Origin of the sequence: Iodobacter sp. CM08 (assembly GCF_033446605.1) — a bacterium.
Lineage (GTDB): Bacteria > Pseudomonadota > Gammaproteobacteria > Burkholderiales > Chitinibacteraceae > Iodobacter.
The window spans coordinates 14,545-31,556 of the sequence record NZ_JAWQUO010000010.1 but is presented as its reverse complement, the minus strand read 5'-3'; the positions used below and the strand labels follow the sequence as shown (position 1 = coordinate 31,556).

Here is a 17,012-nt window from a genome sequence, read left to right as displayed (position 1 = left end):
AATTTATTAGATCAACTGAGTATTTTAACGCATGGGAGTATGGTCTTATGGGTCAAAGAATAATCAAAGTCGCTAAAAAATTATCGCCTGATTTAATTAGTGATCTTATTCATGATGAGATTGCTGCTGTGGTGATAGAAGCCTATTACCCCGCACATTTATGTGATTTATTAAGTAATAATATATTGCGCAGCCAAGATATAGATCCCTATACCCACGAAGTGGTTGAGGATGAAACACTGCTACAAAAGTATTTTGGCGTAGACCGAATCGGTATTCCTTTTAATAGCACTTATAATGCGGATCACCCCGAAAAAATAAATGAATACTACCGTGAAGCCAGCGTACAAATTGAGCGCTTGCGTGCGTATTGCGAGCACTTTTTATCGCCTATTGATAAATTGCGCTTAGAATTAGATGAGTTATTTATTCCTGGTGCAACCGTGGCTCATTTTCAAAATAAGAAAATGCTGGCGGGTATTGTGAGAATTAGCAAGGCGGAGCAATCTTATTTAAGCGCATTAGAGCCACACTTTGATGCTTTGCCGCCCAAATATGCCGAATTAGATACCCAGCTTGCCGCCAATATTTATTTAAAAGTACCCGATGTGGGCGGTGAATTAGAAATATGGGATATCCCTGCTCTAACGCCTTTTACTCAAGCTCCAGAGCAATGGCGGGCAGCATTACCTGCACCTATCAAAATAAAACCCAAGCAAGGTGATTTAGTTATTTTTAACTGCCGTAAACCGCATGCCATTTGCGCGTTTTTGGGGGAAGACAGAATCACCACGCAAATGTTTATGGGCTATCAACTAGAAAAACCACTCTTGCTTTGGAATTAGGGGCGACATGATGCAGCAAGACTTTAAACACGCATTGGCCGAGGTTGGCGAATGGATGAATGATTATCAGCAGAATGTGGCTGATTATCCGGTGATTGCCGCCCTAAAAGGCGGTGATATTTTGCAACAGATTACTGATTTTGCACCCAAAGATGCCGAACATTTCTCTCAGATCTTTGCCGATTTTAAAAAGATTATTGTGCCGGGAATTACCCATTGGCAGCACCCCCAATTTATGGGGTATTTCCCTTCCAATACCAGCCCACCTTCTGTATTGGCTGAAATGCTAGTGGCCAGTCTTGGCGTGCAATGCATGAGCTGGCTAACATCGCCTGCGGCTACAGAATTAGAAATCAGAATGATGGAATGGCTGCGTCAATTATGGGGCTTACCTGAGGCGTTTTCAGGTGTGATTCAAGATTCAGCATCTAGCTCTACCTTGATTGCACTCTTGGTAGCCAGAGAGAAAGCGACGCAGTTTCAATCCAACAAAACAGGCGTTGCGGGGTTTAAATTAAGCGCCTATTGCTCGTCTGAAGCCCATACCTCGATTGAAAAAGCGATAAAAATTGCAGGAATAGGCGAGCAGAACTTAAGGAAAATCCCTGTCGATGAACATCAATCGATACGGATTGATCTGCTACAGCAAGCCATTGCAGAGGATATCAAGCAAGGCTTTACCCCGTTTTTTATGGTGGGTGCATTGGGCACCACGGGCAGCACCGCCGTTGATGACTTGGCGGCGATGGCCAAAATTGCCAAAGCACAGCAGATTTGGTTTCATATTGACGCGGCTTACGCCGGATCAGCGCTGATGCTGCCAGAAGTGCGGCAATTGGCAACAGGCTATACCGAGGCCGATAGTATGGTGGTGAATCCGCACAAATGGCTGCTCTGCAATTTTGATTGCTCGGCATTTTTTATTCGTGATAAAGAAAGCCTGCTGAAAACATTTACGCTGGGCCTGATTCCTGAGTACTTAAAATCACCCAATAGTACCGATCAAACTAATTTTATGAATTGGGGCGTGGGCCTTGGGCGGCGATTCAGGGCTTTAAAGCTTTGGTTTGTAATGCGCTGGTATGGCACCGATGGCTTAAGTGATTTGATTTCTCATCATATTGATTTAAGTGCCGAACTAGAGCGCTGGGTAAGCCAAGACCGGCATTTTGAAGTGCTTGCCCAGCGGCACTTTAATTTGCTCTGCTTTCGCTTAAAAGCCAGTGATGAGATCAATATGGAACTATTGCGCCGCATCAATGCCAGCGGCAAGGTATTTATGACTCATACTAAAATCAATCATCAACTGGCACTTAGAATGGTGATTGGCCAAACGCAAGTTAATCAGCAGCATGTACGGGAGGCTTGGCAGTTGATTCAAAGTTTAGCCAAAGATTTAGTGTAGATAGAAGAGGGGCTTTCTTAATGTAAGCCCTTTTTAATTGTTTTTCTCTTCCTGCATAATGCGTTGATATTCGCCGCTCTGTTTCATTTTTTTGAGGCCTTTGTTAAATTTATCGGCAATTTCAGCGCCATTTTTTATTCTTTTAGAAATCAATAAATAAACAGGCTCTTCTGCAAAATTTTTTGGAAAGAAAGTGATTTTTTCTGCATCTTTAGGTTGAAGTGTTTTAGATATAAGGTATTGCCCTAGTGTCTTGTCTGCGGTAAACAAATCAATACGCTTTGCAATTAATTTTCTAATATTAATTTCATCGCTAGGTGCTTCATCACATATAAATTGTTGGTTTTTTCTTGCTGTATCAAAGGCTGAGCCATAGCTATAACCTAAACTTACCCCCACTTTGTACTGATTTAAGTTATTAAAATCTAGCAGTGTGATTTTTTTGTTTTTTAAGTGAAAAAAGCCATACTGAACAACGTCAATCGGGTCGCTTAAAATAAATAGTTGCTCGCGCTCCGGTGCTTTAACCCAAAAAGGTGTGAGGTCTGCCTCACCTTTTTTTACCATATCGTATGATCTTTTCCATGGGTAATAAGCAATAGCAACCACCACGTTCTCTTGTTTAAAAGCTGCGGCGATTATTTTGCTAATAAAGCCATCATTCGGTAAGGATGCTGATAGATAGGGCTGAAACTCACCACTAGCAATACGAACACGCAGCTCAGCCGATTGCGCACTGATGCCAGAGATCATAAATAGCAAACAGGCAATAAAATAATGCAAGGCTAGCCCCTTTTTTTAAGAAAAATAGTCGCAATTTTTAGCTACGATAGTTTGTTTAAGCGTCAAACAGCATGTACCAAGTAAATCATAGCAAGTGTGTAAAAAAATCAGGCATTTATCCACCCTTAATTTTCCCTAACTATGCCTATTGCTCAAACAAAGCCATATATTTCATGCAGAGTAATATACTCTAGGGGCAGCTGCTTGCTGCGCCCTTAAGCGCTATATCTCTTAACGTTGATATTTTTCAAATGACAAAAAGTGCGCAGGAGACGTAATCAGAATGATTTTTATGATGGGTTTGAGCAGTAATCAGCCCACAAAATAAGCGCATAGCTAGCTAGACTATTTTCGCTATCTTTAGGCGGAGGGTCGTCGTGTGAGTGATGATTTTAATTGGCAGGGATGGGCGTTTAAATTGATTTATCTTTACTTGCGGAGCGGATGATAGGTTACTTAAACCTAGTAATTGTATGGCGTGGTAATAGCAAGCGAATTCGTGCAGATATTGATCAAGAATAGATTAGTCACCCGCTAAATAATTGAGCTGATTATACCTATTGATTAATAAAAACCATGTAAAACCGTGATATTTTTTTGTAGGGCGACTGAATGTCGCGAGCAATATTTAATAAATATTGCGGGGTTCACCCGCCCTACGATATTTATGATGAAAGAGAGCAAGAGGCATAATCAGCAAAAATTAACTGTGCTTAAAATGCCCCCCATTTACATCAATTATTGCGATCTAAAACCTGCAGGAATTCCCCAGATGTACTTAAGTATGACACCCTTTCTATTGTTATTTGCCGTATTAAAAGCAACTTGATGGTACAAAATGTATAAAGCGATAGGGTAAGCTAAAATATTTGGAATGAAATTACCGATAAAATCGCTCATCATTCCAATATTGCCGTTATTTATGAAGCTATTTAGTAGGTTAACAGAGGCTGCGCTGAGGTAAAGTTGATGCCCCCACCAATGCCAAGTAATTTTATTTACGTTGCCAGCCGCCTGTGAAATGGCGCTTTCTGAAAACACGATCGTATTTTCGCCAACAAAAGTAACCGTTTTTTCCTCCCCTAAAGAATCAGTAGGAGGGTTGCTTAGTACGTGGTCTCTGTATTTTTGTGTAATTGAAACATTTCTATCTTGGTCAATAATAAGATAACCGGCTTCAACAAGATCCAGCATTTCCTGAGGGATTTCTCCATCTTCAGGAATTTCCATATCGTCTGTTGATTTAGAGTTTAAATCTGTATCACTTAAAGTGCTGTTTGATTGTGCTAATACGTGCACGCTGTCTACATATTTTTCCATTGTTTTTCTCTATTTAATTAAGAATTAAACCTGATTACCACCATGGTCATACAGTCGAAGTGACTTCGTGCACCCTGTATATTAAAATTTAATTTTTAGCATTGCGACAGAGTCACTTATTGAATGCATTACCCCGTTTTTATTAATTATTGCGATCTAAAGCCTGCAGGGACTCCCCATATGTATTTAAGTATGACCCCTTTTCTATGTTGGTTTGCTACATGTAAAGCCACCTGATGATAAAAAATATATAAAGCTACAGCATAAGATAAAGCCGTGGGCAGGTAACTACCGAGATAATCATTCATCAGCCCAGTGCTACTGTTATTTATAAGTCCATCTAGGATGTAAACAGATGCTGAGCTAAGGTAAATTTGATATCCCCACCAATGCCAAGTAATTTTATTTACGTTACCAGCCGCATTTGAAGTGGTGTTTTCTGAAAATACGATTGTGTTCTCGCCAACAAAACTAACAACTCTTTCTTCCCCTAGATCATCAGCATGAGGATTGGTGAGTACGTGGTCTCTGTATTTTTGTGTAATTGAAACATTTCTATCTGGGTGAATGACAATATAACCGGCCTCAACAAGATCCAACATTTCCTGAGGGATGTCTCCGTCTTCAGGGATTTCTATATCGTCTGTCGATTTAGAGTTTAAATCTGCATCACTTAAAATACTGTTTGACTGTGCCAATACGTGCACGTCGTCTACATATTTTTCCATTGTTTTTCTCTATTTAATTAAGAATTAAACCTGATTATCGCCGTGCTCATGTATTCGCAGTGAATTGGTATACCCCTGCGTCTTATCTTTGAGTCGTTGGCATTAAGTGGTGATGTTCAAAATAAAATATTGGTTTCTTTAACCTCCTTTAATTATTAAATTCTAAAATACTAGTGTAACCATTTTCTGTCTTGGCATGAAATAATCGTGTTAGTTTTTAGTAATTATGTGGTTTATTTGTTTTTAGTGCATAAAGATAGTTTGCTAGAAATCAAGTTGCGAGGTTTCAAACTAGTGGGCGCGAGGGGGCGTATCAACGAATACGCTAGAGGCTGTGCGTTTAGGGTAAACCCATGTGGGTTTGGTGTTACTTGGCCTTGCGCAGATTTGTGCTGAAAACGTGAATACAGTCCGACATATTGAGTCGTAAATCCGTAGAATCACTGAGGAATTAATTGTAAAAAAGTGAGCGTCATCCGAAATGCGAGCTTAAGTATTTGATTTTATTGCCACCATATCGAATGTTTTTGATGTATTTTATCTTTTCTATTTTAACGGTAACATATTGATTAATAATAATATTTCAATAAAAGTTGCAACTTACAATATTCACAAGGGGTTATCGCTATTTAACCAACGCTTGGTGGTGCATGATGTGCGCGAGGCTTTGCAGGCGCTTGCGCCCGATTTGATCTTTTTGCAAGAAGTGCAAGGGGCGCATAGTCAGCGTGTGCAGCGTTTTGCCACTTGGCCAAGTAGCCCACAGCATGAGTTTTTGGCTGGGGATTTTCACACCGCGTACGGCTTAAATGCGCGTTATAAGCTAGGCCATCATGGCAATGCCTTGCTATCGCGGTTTCCTATTGTGCGTTGGCATAATCATGATTTGACCCTGCATCGCTTTGAGCAGCGTGGGGTTTTGCATTGTGAACTGGCTGTGCCGGGCTGGCCGCAGCCTCTGCATGCATTGTGCGTACACCTAAACTTACGCGCAATGGATAGGCGTAAGCAGGTAAAAATGTTGATTGAGCGGGTATTAAACGATGTGCCGCACGATGCGCCTTTGGTCTTGGCGGGAGATTTTAACGATTGGCGCGGTGAAGCCACGATGCAATTTGCCCGTGAGCTGGGCCTGATTGAAGCTTTTAATGCCTTGCATGGCGTATCAGCCAAGAGCTTTCCAGCGCAATTACCCATGTTATCGTTAGATAGAATCTATTTGCGTGGTTTTACCGTGCAGGTTGCCAATGTATTAGGGGGGATGCCGTGGTCACATTTATCGGATCATGTGCCGCTATATACGGTGTTGCACAGAAATGACGAAGGCATTTTCACCCTTAGTCACGATTCAAGATAAATTTATGAATTGAATCAGCTGCAGGCGTTGAGCTACATATTCTAAAAAAAATAAGGAGGCTCGCTTATGTATGTGGCGGGTAATCGTTTCAAATTGCTTTTTAATGGCGCTGATTATTTTCCTGCGCTCCTTGATGCCATCTCAATGGCCAAGCAAGAAGTATTTTTAGAAAGCTATTTATTCGAAGCCGATGAGGTAGGCACGGCCGTAATGCAGGCTTTGATAGCCGCCGCGCAGCGTGGAGTAAGGGTTAATTTACAGCTAGATGGTTTTGGTGCAGGGCATTTGGCAGCAACGTGGCAAGAACAATTAACCCAGTCTGGCGTGCGGCTATTGTTTTTTAGGCCAGAAGTGAAAGCCTTGTCGCTTGATAGGCAGCGTTTACGCAGATTGCACCGTAAATTAGCTGTGATTGATGCTACGGTGGCCTTTATTGGGGGGATTAACATCCTTTCTGATATCGAGCCCAATCAAGTGGACTGGGCGCCACGTTACGATTATGCAGTAAGAATGATCGGGCCTTTGGTATTACAGCTGCACGAATCTGCCGATCATTTATGGCGGCACACGGCGTGGGTGCAATTGCAGCCAGATTGGGCAAAAAGAAGCCAGCTTAAACCTTCTCCTATGATATTAGGGCACGCACGCGGACAATTTTTGTATAGAGATAATCTGCGCCACCGTGGTGATATTGAGCGTGAATATCTTAAGGCAATTACGCGGGCAAAACATGAAATCATCATTGCCAATGCTTATTTTTTGCCAGGCTACCGCTTTCGCCGCGCTTTAATTCAAGCAGCCAAACGTGGGGTGACGGTGGTGCTATTGGTACAAGGCAGGGTGGAACATCGCTTGCTGCACTACGCCAGCCTAGGTTTTTATCAGCAATTTTTAAATGCGGGCATAGAAATCTACGAGTATGAAAAAGGCTTTATGCACGCCAAAGTTGCGACGATTGATGGCACTTGGTCTACGGTAGGCTCTAGTAATTTAGATCCATTAAGTCTGCTACTGGCGCGCGAGGCAAATATCTTTGTGCGCGAAAGAGCTTTTGCGGCGGAGCTGCGGGCCGATTTACACCGCGCCTTACTTGAGGATGCTAGGCAAATTAAAAAAAGCATGGTGGATAGCGATCGCTGGGTTTACCGCGTTCTTCCTTGGCTTTGCCATGCCGCCGTACGTTTGATGATGGGGATCAGTGGCTATGGTGGGCGGCGCTATTTGGAATAAGGCCAGCTGTATTTGTTTACTCTTCAATATGACGTAGTGACATCAAAAAAAGATGTAGTCCACAAAAATCACGAAAAATGCAGCACGGCTACTAACATCACGATTGATTTAAGTAATAAGCAACAAAACCAATTACGGATGACGGTACCGCGCATCGAGGTCGTGATGAAAACCAAACCATCCATCCAAAAGGAACCAAGCACATTTGTTTGATTTTTTCCGTGTGTTTAGTATTTTTCGTGGACGAAAAAAGGCACGGTTTAATCTTTATTGCTAATTCGTATTTGGGGAAATTGAAGGGCGGTTTTGTAATTCTTGCAGCAGTTCTTTATCGTAAGTTTTTACTAGGCCGGATGAGGTGCGATCTTTGCGTGGGATATTGCTACCGGTGACGTATTCTTTTTCTTCGTAATCGGCAAGCTGATTATCTGGTGTTCTGGTGCTGGCACAAGCGCTTAAAAACGCACTAAATAAGAATACTACGGCGGCAGTCTTACGCATTTCCCTGTCCTTACTGTTTTATAGAGAAAGATTCTTATAATATTTAAGCATGACATTGTCAATAATTCTTGCTGGTTTTGAGTGAATATGTGCGCCTAGTCTGCATAAAGCAAAGGCTTATGCAGCAGAGCGGGGGCAGCTTTGGTAGAATCGCCCTTTTACGCAAATGAAACCGCTTCCATGTTAAACGTCTACAACACTCTGGCACGCGAAAAACAGCGCTTTCAGCCCATCCACGATGGCAAGGTGAGTATGTATGTCTGCGGCATGACCGTCTACGACTACTGTCATCTGGGGCACGCCCGCATGGTGGTGGTGTTTGATATGGTGGCACGCTGGCTACGCACTTCGGGCTATGCACTGAATTATGTGCGTAATATTACCGACATTGATGACAAAATCATTAAACGTGCGCTAGAGAACGGCGAAGCTATCAATGCGCTAACGGGCCGTTTTATTGCGGCAATGAATGCAGATTTTGATGCGCTGGGCGTGATTCGTCCAGACCACGAGCCCCGCGCGACCGAGCACGTGCAAGGCATGCACGATCTTATCGCCAGCCTGATTGCTAAAGGCTTAGCGTATCCCGCCCCCAATGGCGATGTGTATTTTGCGGTGCGTAAATTCGAAGGCTACGGCAAATTATCCGGCAAATCGCTCGACGATTTACGCGCTGGCGAGCGTGTGGATGTAGATGTCAACAAGCAAGATCCACTGGATTTTGTGCTGTGGAAAGCCGCTAAAGCCGATGAGCCACAAGATGCTAAATGGGCATCCCCATGGGGCGAGGGCCGTCCGGGCTGGCATATCGAATGCTCGGCCATGAGTTGCCATCATTTAGGTAGCCATTTTGATATTCATGGCGGCGGCGCAGATTTGCAGTTCCCGCACCACGAAAACGAAATCGCCCAATCCGAAGGCGCACATGGCCATGCTTATGTGAACTATTGGATGCATAACGGTTTTATTCGGGTGGATAACGAAAAAATGTCGAAAAGCCTCGGCAATTTCTTCACCATCCGCGAAGTGCTGGAAAAATACGATCCTGAAGTGGTGCGCTTCTTTATCTTACGTGCCCATTACCGCAGTCAGCTAAATTACAGTGATGCCCATTTGGATGACGCAAAAGGCGCTCTAAATCGCTTGTACACCACGCTCAAAAACGTGCCCGCTGAAGATGCCGAAATCGATTGGAGTAGCGGCTATGCAGTGCGCTTTAAAGCCGCGATGGATGATGACTTTAATACGGTAGAAGCCGTTGCCGTATTGTTCGAGCTAGCTTTAGAGGTAAACAAACAGCAGTCTGCCGCCTTGGCGGGCCAGCTTAAAGCGCTAGGCGCGGTCTTGGGCTTGTTGCAGCGGGATGCCACGGCTTACTTGCAAGCAGGTATTGGCCAAGACGAATACAGCGCCGAGGCGATTGAAGCGCTGATCGTCGCTCGTAAAACGGCACGTGGTGCTAAAAACTTTGCTGAATCAGATCGTATTCGGGATGAGCTCATCGCAGCAGGGATTGTGCTAGAAGACAACGCGCAGGGCACGACTTGGCGACGTAGTTAAACCCATCGTTATTAAGTTTTAAAAAAGAGCGCTTAAAGCGCTCTTTTTTATTGTATGGTATTTGATTTGAACGATTTTGCTTAATGTTGTCTTACAATGCACTGCTAGTTTATCGCTGGTCTTATTGGGGATTTTATGAAATTTATTCTACTTTTATTACTGATCTTTGCCGTGCTGATGGTTTTGTCATTGTTAAAGGCTAAAGCCAAAGGTGCTGAAGAAGAGGGGGCTTGGCCATTTTATGCCAAGAATCCGCTCTCAAGCCCAGAGCAAGTGCTGTATTTTCGCCTACTGCAAGCCATGCCCGAGCACATGGTGCTGGCACAGGTGCAGCTCTCTTGCTTGCTAGGTGTAAAAAAAGGTCATAACTATCGCGCTTGGCTCAACCGTATTAATCGCATGAGCGCTGATTTTGTGCTGTGTAATAAAGATTCCAGCATTGTGGCGGTGATCGAGCTGGATGACGCTACGCATCAGCGCCAAGATCGCATCATTGCCGATGCTAAAAAAGATCGCGCACTGACTGCGGCAGGGATACGTGTGATTCGCTGGCAGGCCAAGGCTATCCCAGATATCGCCACAATCCGCGCTACGCTTCGGCCGGTGATGACCTTGGATGCGGAGTAATGCGTGTGCTTGCCCCGCTGTAGCGGTTTATTTTGCTTGGTTAATGACCGCTTCAATGTGATAACCATCGGGGTCTAGCACAAAGGCGGCGTAATAATGCGGGCCGTAATCAGGGCGCAGCCCTGTCGCACCATGATCTTGCCCGCCATGGGCAAGCGCCGCTTGATAAAAAGCATCCACTGCTGCCCTGTTTGGGGCAGTAAAAGCCAAATGAAACCCAGCGCTAGGGGCGTAACTAGGGCTGCGTAATTTAATAGTAAACTGATCGCCCCCGCCTGTAATGCCATAACCTATGGCAGCATCGTCGCCCTCAAGATCCTCCCAGACGCGTGTATAGCCAAGCGTTGCGAGCACTGCATCGTAAAAGAAAGCCGAGCGCTGAATATTGCTGATACCAAATGAAATGTGATGGAGCATATTTATTCTTAAAATGATTGGTTTTGTTCGCAAGAGTTGAATTTCTTGGTGAGATTTCTAATTGATATTATTTTATCCATTACGATATAAGGCATGGTGTGCATATATTGGCGGCGAAATAATACCTCGTAAAGCCAAAAGAATGGCCCAATAGCTTTGCCTATATACAAATATGCGCCTGCAGTGGCTTTGCTTAGGTAGGGCAAAGAATAAAGTCCGTAAAAACGTAATTGTCCATAGATAAAAATAAGCAAGACTTCGGTGCCAAGTAATTCAGCTAATAGCAAGAACGCTCTTATTTCTGGGTTAATAATTAGGATCAAAAGCAGCAAAATACTGGCGGAGCCTAGGCGTGATTCCCAGCTAAATTTACGCATATTTTTGGCTTTAAATAAAAGTGTTGTGATGACGATATCATTTATATAAAACATTGGCAAAGCTAGTTGCATGGCTTTTGTAATAATATAAAAAGGACGCGCAATGATTGTTGAAAGCTTTCATGTGTCGCCTCAAGCGTGTCTGTTTGGCGTGGTTTAAACACCGTTAATTTTTGCTATTCCTTATCATTTGCCATTTTATTGGTAGTGGTATTAGTACGCATTTTTTTATCACTTGTTGGTATTTTTATTCGTTTGGTATGTTTTTTTAGTACAAAAACATATTTTCATGCCTTTTTATTAAAATTTATACAAGAGACTTAATGCGGCTTTTTCTAGTAAACTTTTTGGTATATTCGCCACTGCAAGTTTCACTTCAAAGAAATGTAAATAAGGAGTTTTACGATGAAAAAACGCAGCAGCATTTTAGCCGTAACACTGGCGCTGGCACTCAGTGGCGCAGCCCAGGCGAAAGATTTATTTAAGCAATCCGATATCGAGGCGGCACTCAATGCCGCTTATGATAATTACAAAGGTTTGCAAGAAGGCAAAAATGCTGACTATATCCCTGCTTTAGCTAAAGTCGATTCCAAAATATATGGCATTGTTTTAGTCACGGCAGATGGCAAGGTTTATACCAAGGGCGATGTAACAACGGAAGTTTCGATTCAATCGATTTCTAAAGTATTTACTATGGCAAAGGTGATTGAAGAATCGGGTGCAGACTCTATTCTTAATAATCAAGGTGTAGATGCCACGGGCCAAGCGTTTAACTCTATTGTTGCTATTGAGCAAAATAAAGGCGCAGAAATGAATGCCATGGTTAATCCTGGTGCCATTGCTGCAACCAGCATGGTGAAGGGTGAAACGTACGATGAAATCTGGGGCAAAATTTCTGGGTTTTATAGCGATTTCGCAGGCCGCCCGCTTAAAGTACTCAACGACGTTTACCAATCAGAAGCCGAAAGCAATCAGCGCAACCAAGCCATTGGCCGCTTAATGTACGCTTACGGAAAGATCAAATCCAACCCAGATCGTGCGACTGACATCTATACGCGCCAGTGCTCTGTTGGCGTTAATGCCAAAGATTTGGCCATGATGGCGGGCACACTGGCCAATGGCGGCAAGAATCCACTAACTGGCAAGCAAGTGGTTAAAACCGAAAACGTGCCAGAAATCTTGGCCGTAATGGCGACCGCCGGCCTGTATGACGACTCTGGCAAGTGGCTATATAGAACCGGCCTACCGGCAAAAAGTGGTGTGGGTGGTGGCATTATCGCTGTTTCCCCAGGTAAGTTTGGCATTGCGGTGATCTCACCGCCTTTGGATGGCGCAGGTAATAGCGTGCGCGCGCAAAAAGCGATTGCCGATATTTCTAATGCATTGGGTGGCAATCCATTGGCTTCACATCCGCTGAAGTAATTAAAGCGGGCAGCATGCCCCGTTTAATGCAAAAGCGCCGCTTATCCTGCATTGGGTAGCGGCGTTTTTTTGCTTAAAAACTTGCGGCAAAAGCGTTCTCACGGTAACGCTGGTGATTGATTTGCGAGCGTAATCGGGCCATCCGATATACTGGCAAAGTGTCAGCTATTTTAAATGTTTCGTCAGATTACCAGGGCCTGTTGACGTTTCATTCACGGCTGCGTTGGCTGCAGTTTTGGGGCTGAACAAGGCAAAAATTGCGACATGGTACGAGTACCATGAGCGATTTTTAACGCCGTGCAGCCCCAAAAATGCAGTCAACCCGAAGGGCTGAGGTGGAAAACGGCCATTCACTGCGTTATGCTCCTCGGTAATAACTCGTTATGACCTTCGTCGCATGCCTTGTGCCTAGCCGTTTTCCGCCTCAGCGCAATTGTGAATGAAACGTCAACAGACCCTAGGTGCCCTATGTGGCTAATACAACTTATTCTTGGCCTTGGATTATTGGGCCTAAGCACCCACTACGCCGAGCTGCCAAGCCATAGCCTGATTGATTTATGCTTAAACAGCGCCTTAGCTTATTTATTGCTACTTTGGGGCTTTGGGCGCGAGAAAGCACAGGGGCAAATGCCGGCTTTAGTTTCGGGGTTTGGTCTACTTTTAGGATCATCTATCGCGAGTTATGAGCGTTATGCCGCAGGGAGCTTTTGGCTATTCGCTCTGTGGCTGATGATGTTTTTACTATTGCTCATGACCGTTATGAACCTTGGCTGGATTATGCGCGGCCGCCCTGATGCTTCGCCCGCCGAGCCGACTACCAAGGTGGAAAATAGCGCTGAAGTGGTGATGAGCGCAGCAGAGCAGCGCGAATGGGATATTAGCGTTGCTGAAGTAGCGCGTCGGGCCGCACTAACGCCAGAACAAAGAGTCAGCGAAGATCTCACAAAAGAAGAGGCCGATATTCTGGCCCGGGCTGAAGAAATCCGCCAACAAACACCCGCGCAGCGTGCAGAGAAAATCCGCGCTGCCCTAGCGCGGGAAGAAGCACAAAATGCGGCAGACAAATGGATGCGTGAATAACCGTGGCCGCAGCTATGGAGCAAGGCATTCATCTTGATTATTTTCCCGATATATCCGCCACGGGCTTAGCATTACTTAAGCGATTAATCTGTCATCCCCACGCCCCGTACTACCGTAATCAAAGTGGGCACCGCTTGAGCCGCGCCCATCAAGCTGCCGTCAGTGCGTATATCCAACAGGCCTTAATTGCCCCATTGCCCCATTTGATTTCATCCAATCTTAAGGCGCAGCCTGCTTGGCTGACTGATTTTTTAGCCATGTGCCGCCGCGATGTGCCGTATTTTTTGGGGAACGATGCACTGGATTTTTTGCAGCTGCCCACCACTTGCCGTGCAGATTTAAGCCGAGATGTGACTCAATTTGTTCCTAATGGCTTACCGCTGGATGAGCTGATTGCGTTTAGCACCAGTGGCAGCAGCGGCCACCCTTTAATCGTGCCTTCGCATCCCTTAGTGGCCGCACGCTATCAGGCTTTTCACCGGCGCGCTTTAGCCTTGTTTAATGTATTTCCTGCGGCAGCTAGCGGCCAGTTAGGTGTGGCATTGATTGGGGCGCAGCAACGCTGCTTTAGCTATGTATCACTTAACCCACTGCAAAACGAGGCGGGGCTAATTAAAATCAACCTCAACCCCAGCGAGTGGCGAGATCCGCTTGACCCCGCACCTTATTTGGATGATTTGGCCCCAGAGCTAATTACGGGAGACCCTATCTCGCTAATGGTTTTGGCGGCACTGCCTTTGCGGCATTGCCCAAGGGCTATTTTATCCACCTCAATGCAGATGTTAGCGGGGGTTCGCCAAAAATTAGAAGCGCGTTTTCATTGCCCAGTGTTGGATATTTACTCGATGAATGAGGCAGGACCGATTGCGGTTTACGACGCGGCCCGTGGTGGCCATGTGCTATTGCAACCTTGGCTTTGGCTAGAGATTTTGGATGCCACAGGGCGGGAAGTGGTGCAGGGGGAGCGGGGCGAAATCACGCTAACGGGCGGCTTTAACCCGTGGCTGCCACTGCGCCGCTATCGCACCGGCGATTATGCCTCATTGCAAATACGGGATGGCTTGCCAGTATTGATTGGCCTAAGTGGACGGCCACCGGTGCGTTTTAAAAGTTTTGATGGACGCTGGGTTAATAATGTGGATATCAGCCAAGCCATGCAGCCCTTTGCCTTGGCGCAATTTACCCTACATCAGGCCGCCAATGGTGCTTTAGAAATGCGCTACGTTGGAACCGCCGCGCCAGATGCAATCAGGCAGGTATTGCAGCAAATCTTAGGCGAATGGGCCATCCAAATATCTGAGGGGACAATTTTCAAGGACAAAGTTATTCAATACACTTCGGATATTTTAGAGCCGGTTTCAATAAAGTAACTGACGTTATACACAAAGACTATTTATCCACGAAAAAAATGGATTAAACAGTGAGAATCTCTCTCAGCTTTTTTAGCATAATGCGTAGATGAGTTACTTAATAATCAAAAAGTAAGGGTCATGCGGCATCTGCTTGTGCAGTTTGTGTTTTTAGTTGGTTGCGTATTTTTTGATCTTACTGCGTAACATCAGCAAAGTAATCTAAGGCCACCATGTTTGCTACTACCCCTCTTGAGCTTGCCGCCAACATTAGCTTTGCCATTTCAGTCTGGCTTGCCGCCAGAAACAGCCCGCATACGTGGTGGGTGGGTTTACTGGGCTGCGGCTTATTTGCTTGGCTGTTTTTTAGTAGCCAGCTGTATGCCGATGTCACTTTGCAGCTGTTTTTTATTGTGACCAGTTTGCTAGGTTGGTGGCAATGGCTGCGCGGCCATGCAGGCAGCGCCTTGCCGGTGCGGCGATCCAAGCCCCAGTTTATTGCCTTACGTGTAGCCTTGGCACTGCTCGTGGCACTGGCTTACGGTACGCTTCTGCATTATTTTACCAATGCCTACGCCCCCTATATTGATTCTCTGGTGCTGACATTTAGCGTGCTGGCGCAGCTCTTACTGGTGCAGCGCAGAATAGAAAACTGGCCTTGCTGGCTGGTGGTCAATAGCATTTCAATTCCGCTGTATTTATCCCGTGGCCTAACGCTTACGGCAATCTTTTATCTGCTGTACTGGTGCAATGTGCTGTATGGCCTGTATTGCTGGCGGCGCGAGCTGCAATGCGTCAACGTGCGTTCCTGATGCTGCGATATGGATTAATTGTCGGCAAATTTGCCCCCTTGCATTTAGGCCATGAGGCGCTGATTAACTTTGCTAGGCAGCATTGTGATCAGCTTTTGCTGCTTAGTTATACCAGCCAGGTATTGAGTCACAGCACTTTGCGGCGGCAATGGCTAAAGGCAGCCTTTCCTTGGGCACAAGTGTGTGTGCTGGATGCCGCTCGCTTGGCAAGCTGGCCCGAGCTGCAGCTGCCGGATGATTGTGCATCAGATAATGTACAGCGAGAATTTGTGCGGCAAGTGCTGCTGCGCCTTGGCTTTAGGCCAGACAGGGTATTTAGTAGTGAAAGCTATGGCCCAGGCTTTGCCGCCTATTTATCAACGGCTACTCATCCTGTGCAGCACATTGCTTTTGATCCCGATCGCCAGCAGTTTCCCATTAGTGCCACGCAAATTCGCAATAATCCACAGCAGGCAAAGCAATGGCTTTCGGCGCGGGTTTATCAGGATTTTATGCTGCCAGATATACAACGCATTGCTTTGCTGGGGGGCGAATCCAGCGGTAAAAGCACCTTAGCCAAGCGGCTGGCCGATGAGTTTGCCACGCTCTACGCCGCCGAATATGGCCGCGAGCTGTGGCAGGCAAAAGATGGCCAGCTTGAATACGCTGATTTATTGGTGATTGCTCAAACTCAAATCCAACGCGAGCAGCAGTTGCAAACGCAAGCTCGGCAGTATTTATTTTGCGATACCACGCCCTTAAGTACACTTTTTTATAGCCAAGCGATGTTTGCTAAGGTAAACCCGCAGCTATTACAACTGGCCCAGCGCACCTATTCCTTCACCTTCTTACTCGCCCCTGATTTTGCTTTTGTGCAAGACGGCACACGCCAAGGGGATGCCTTTCGCCAACGCCAGCACCTATGGCATGAGCAGCAGCTTATAAAGCGCGGCGTAGCGTACACCCTGCTCACTGGAACGATAGCGCAGCGGGTGCAGCAAGTGATTGCGGTGTTGCGGATGTAAATCTGCGTGGGTTCTCCTTCTAGATAACGCGTGCCCGTTTTCTACGCCTTAGTCTTTAGCTCTCTTCTTAGTCAAGCTGGAGTATTTATGTTTGACGTAAGATATTTAATACTTACGCTTACCTAAGCGCCCGCTATGTGATCAGGATCAAGCGGTACTCTGCTAAATCGCCCTACATTGTGTAGCTTCAGGTTT

17 protein-coding genes are annotated in these 17,012 nt (G+C 45.4%); 11 read left to right on the top strand and 6 right to left on the bottom strand.

Features of this window, described 5'->3' with window-relative positions:
* Positions 1-47: 47 nt before the first annotated feature.
* Both R6242_RS07165 and R6242_RS07160 read left to right on the top strand, forming a co-directional pair.
* Positions 48-845, top strand: coding sequence for a 2OG-Fe(II) oxygenase (locus tag R6242_RS07165; protein ID WP_293934256.1), 798 nt, complete (start codon positions 48-50; stop codon positions 843-845).
* 7 nt (positions 846-852) lie between these two features.
* Positions 853-2,250, top strand: coding sequence for a pyridoxal phosphate-dependent decarboxylase family protein (locus R6242_RS07160; protein WP_318425562.1), 1,398 nt, complete (start codon positions 853-855; stop codon positions 2,248-2,250).
* Between the two features lie 33 nt (positions 2,251-2,283).
* Here the strand turns inward: R6242_RS07160 and R6242_RS07155 are convergent, their stop codons facing one another.
* The 3 genes from R6242_RS07155 to R6242_RS07145 form a co-directional block, all read right to left on the bottom strand.
* Positions 2,284-3,033 carry an ABC transporter substrate-binding protein gene (locus R6242_RS07155; protein WP_318425560.1) on the bottom strand — a complete coding sequence of 250 codons (750 nt, stop codon included), beginning with the start codon at positions 3,031-3,033 and terminating at the stop codon, positions 2,284-2,286.
* A gap of 738 nt (positions 3,034-3,771) precedes the next feature.
* On the bottom strand, positions 3,772-4,353 hold the full coding sequence (locus R6242_RS07150; RefSeq protein WP_318425558.1) for a hypothetical protein: 582 nt from the start codon (positions 4,351-4,353) through the stop codon (positions 3,772-3,774).
* Positions 4,354-4,499: 146 nt separating this feature from the next.
* The gene (locus R6242_RS07145) at positions 4,500-5,081 is read right to left on the bottom strand and encodes a hypothetical protein (RefSeq protein WP_318425556.1); all 582 of its coding nucleotides are present in this window, start codon (positions 5,079-5,081) and stop codon (positions 4,500-4,502) included.
* Positions 5,082-5,646: 565 nt separating this feature from the next.
* Between R6242_RS07145 and R6242_RS07140 the strand changes: the two genes are divergently transcribed.
* Entirely contained in the window at positions 5,647-6,438 is a 792-nt protein-coding gene (locus tag R6242_RS07140) for an endonuclease/exonuclease/phosphatase family protein (protein WP_318425554.1), read from the top strand.
* A gap of 66 nt (positions 6,439-6,504) precedes the next feature.
* On the top strand, positions 6,505-7,668 hold the full coding sequence (gene clsB / locus R6242_RS07135; protein WP_318425552.1) for a cardiolipin synthase ClsB: 1,164 nt from the start codon (positions 6,505-6,507) through the stop codon (positions 7,666-7,668).
* A gap of 273 nt (positions 7,669-7,941) precedes the next feature.
* Here the strand turns inward: clsB and R6242_RS07130 are convergent, their stop codons facing one another.
* Complete coding sequence (locus R6242_RS07130) at positions 7,942-8,169, bottom strand: hypothetical protein (RefSeq protein ID WP_318425550.1); 228 nt, start codon at positions 8,167-8,169, stop codon at positions 7,942-7,944.
* Positions 8,170-8,349: 180 nt separating this feature from the next.
* Between R6242_RS07130 and cysS the strand changes: the two genes are divergently transcribed.
* Together cysS and R6242_RS07120 are read left to right on the top strand one after the other, a co-directional pair.
* Positions 8,350-9,729 carry a cysteine--tRNA ligase gene (gene cysS, locus R6242_RS07125; protein WP_318425548.1) on the top strand — a complete coding sequence of 460 codons (1,380 nt, stop codon included), beginning with the start codon at positions 8,350-8,352 and terminating at the stop codon, positions 9,727-9,729.
* A gap of 135 nt (positions 9,730-9,864) precedes the next feature.
* Positions 9,865-10,356 (top strand): DUF2726 domain-containing protein, encoded by a 492-nt coding sequence (locus tag R6242_RS07120; protein WP_293933121.1) that lies wholly within the window; start codon positions 9,865-9,867, stop codon positions 10,354-10,356.
* Positions 10,357-10,383: 27 nt separating this feature from the next.
* Here R6242_RS07120 and R6242_RS07115 read toward each other — a convergent pair whose 3' ends face one another.
* A complete protein-coding gene (locus R6242_RS07115) occupies positions 10,384-10,773 on the bottom strand; it encodes a VOC family protein (RefSeq protein WP_318425545.1) in 390 nt (129 codons plus the stop codon).
* 8 nt (positions 10,774-10,781) lie between these two features.
* Entirely contained in the window at positions 10,782-11,150 is a 369-nt protein-coding gene (locus R6242_RS07110; protein ID WP_318425543.1) for a hypothetical protein, read from the bottom strand.
* Positions 11,151-11,555: 405 nt separating this feature from the next.
* On the opposite strand from R6242_RS07110, the gene glsA reads away from it, so the two are divergent.
* From glsA to R6242_RS07085, 5 genes are all read left to right on the top strand, one after another.
* Positions 11,556-12,572, top strand: coding sequence for a glutaminase A (gene glsA / locus R6242_RS07105; protein ID WP_318425541.1), 1,017 nt, complete (start codon positions 11,556-11,558; stop codon positions 12,570-12,572).
* Between the two features lie 468 nt (positions 12,573-13,040).
* Complete coding sequence (locus R6242_RS07100; protein ID WP_318425539.1) at positions 13,041-13,652, top strand: hypothetical protein; 612 nt, start codon at positions 13,041-13,043, stop codon at positions 13,650-13,652.
* Positions 13,653-13,654: 2 nt separating this feature from the next.
* Positions 13,655-15,022 carry a hypothetical protein gene (locus R6242_RS07095; RefSeq protein ID WP_318425538.1) on the top strand — a complete coding sequence of 456 codons (1,368 nt, stop codon included), beginning with the start codon at positions 13,655-13,657 and terminating at the stop codon, positions 15,020-15,022.
* A gap of 212 nt (positions 15,023-15,234) precedes the next feature.
* Complete coding sequence (gene pnuC, locus R6242_RS07090) at positions 15,235-15,813, top strand: nicotinamide riboside transporter PnuC (protein ID WP_318425536.1); 579 nt, start codon at positions 15,235-15,237, stop codon at positions 15,811-15,813.
* Positions 15,792-16,817 carry an AAA family ATPase gene (locus R6242_RS07085; RefSeq protein ID WP_318425534.1) on the top strand — a complete coding sequence of 342 codons (1,026 nt, stop codon included), beginning with the start codon at positions 15,792-15,794 and terminating at the stop codon, positions 16,815-16,817. The genes pnuC and R6242_RS07085 overlap by 22 nt, the downstream gene beginning before the upstream one ends.
* Positions 16,818-17,012: the final 195 nt, after the last annotated feature.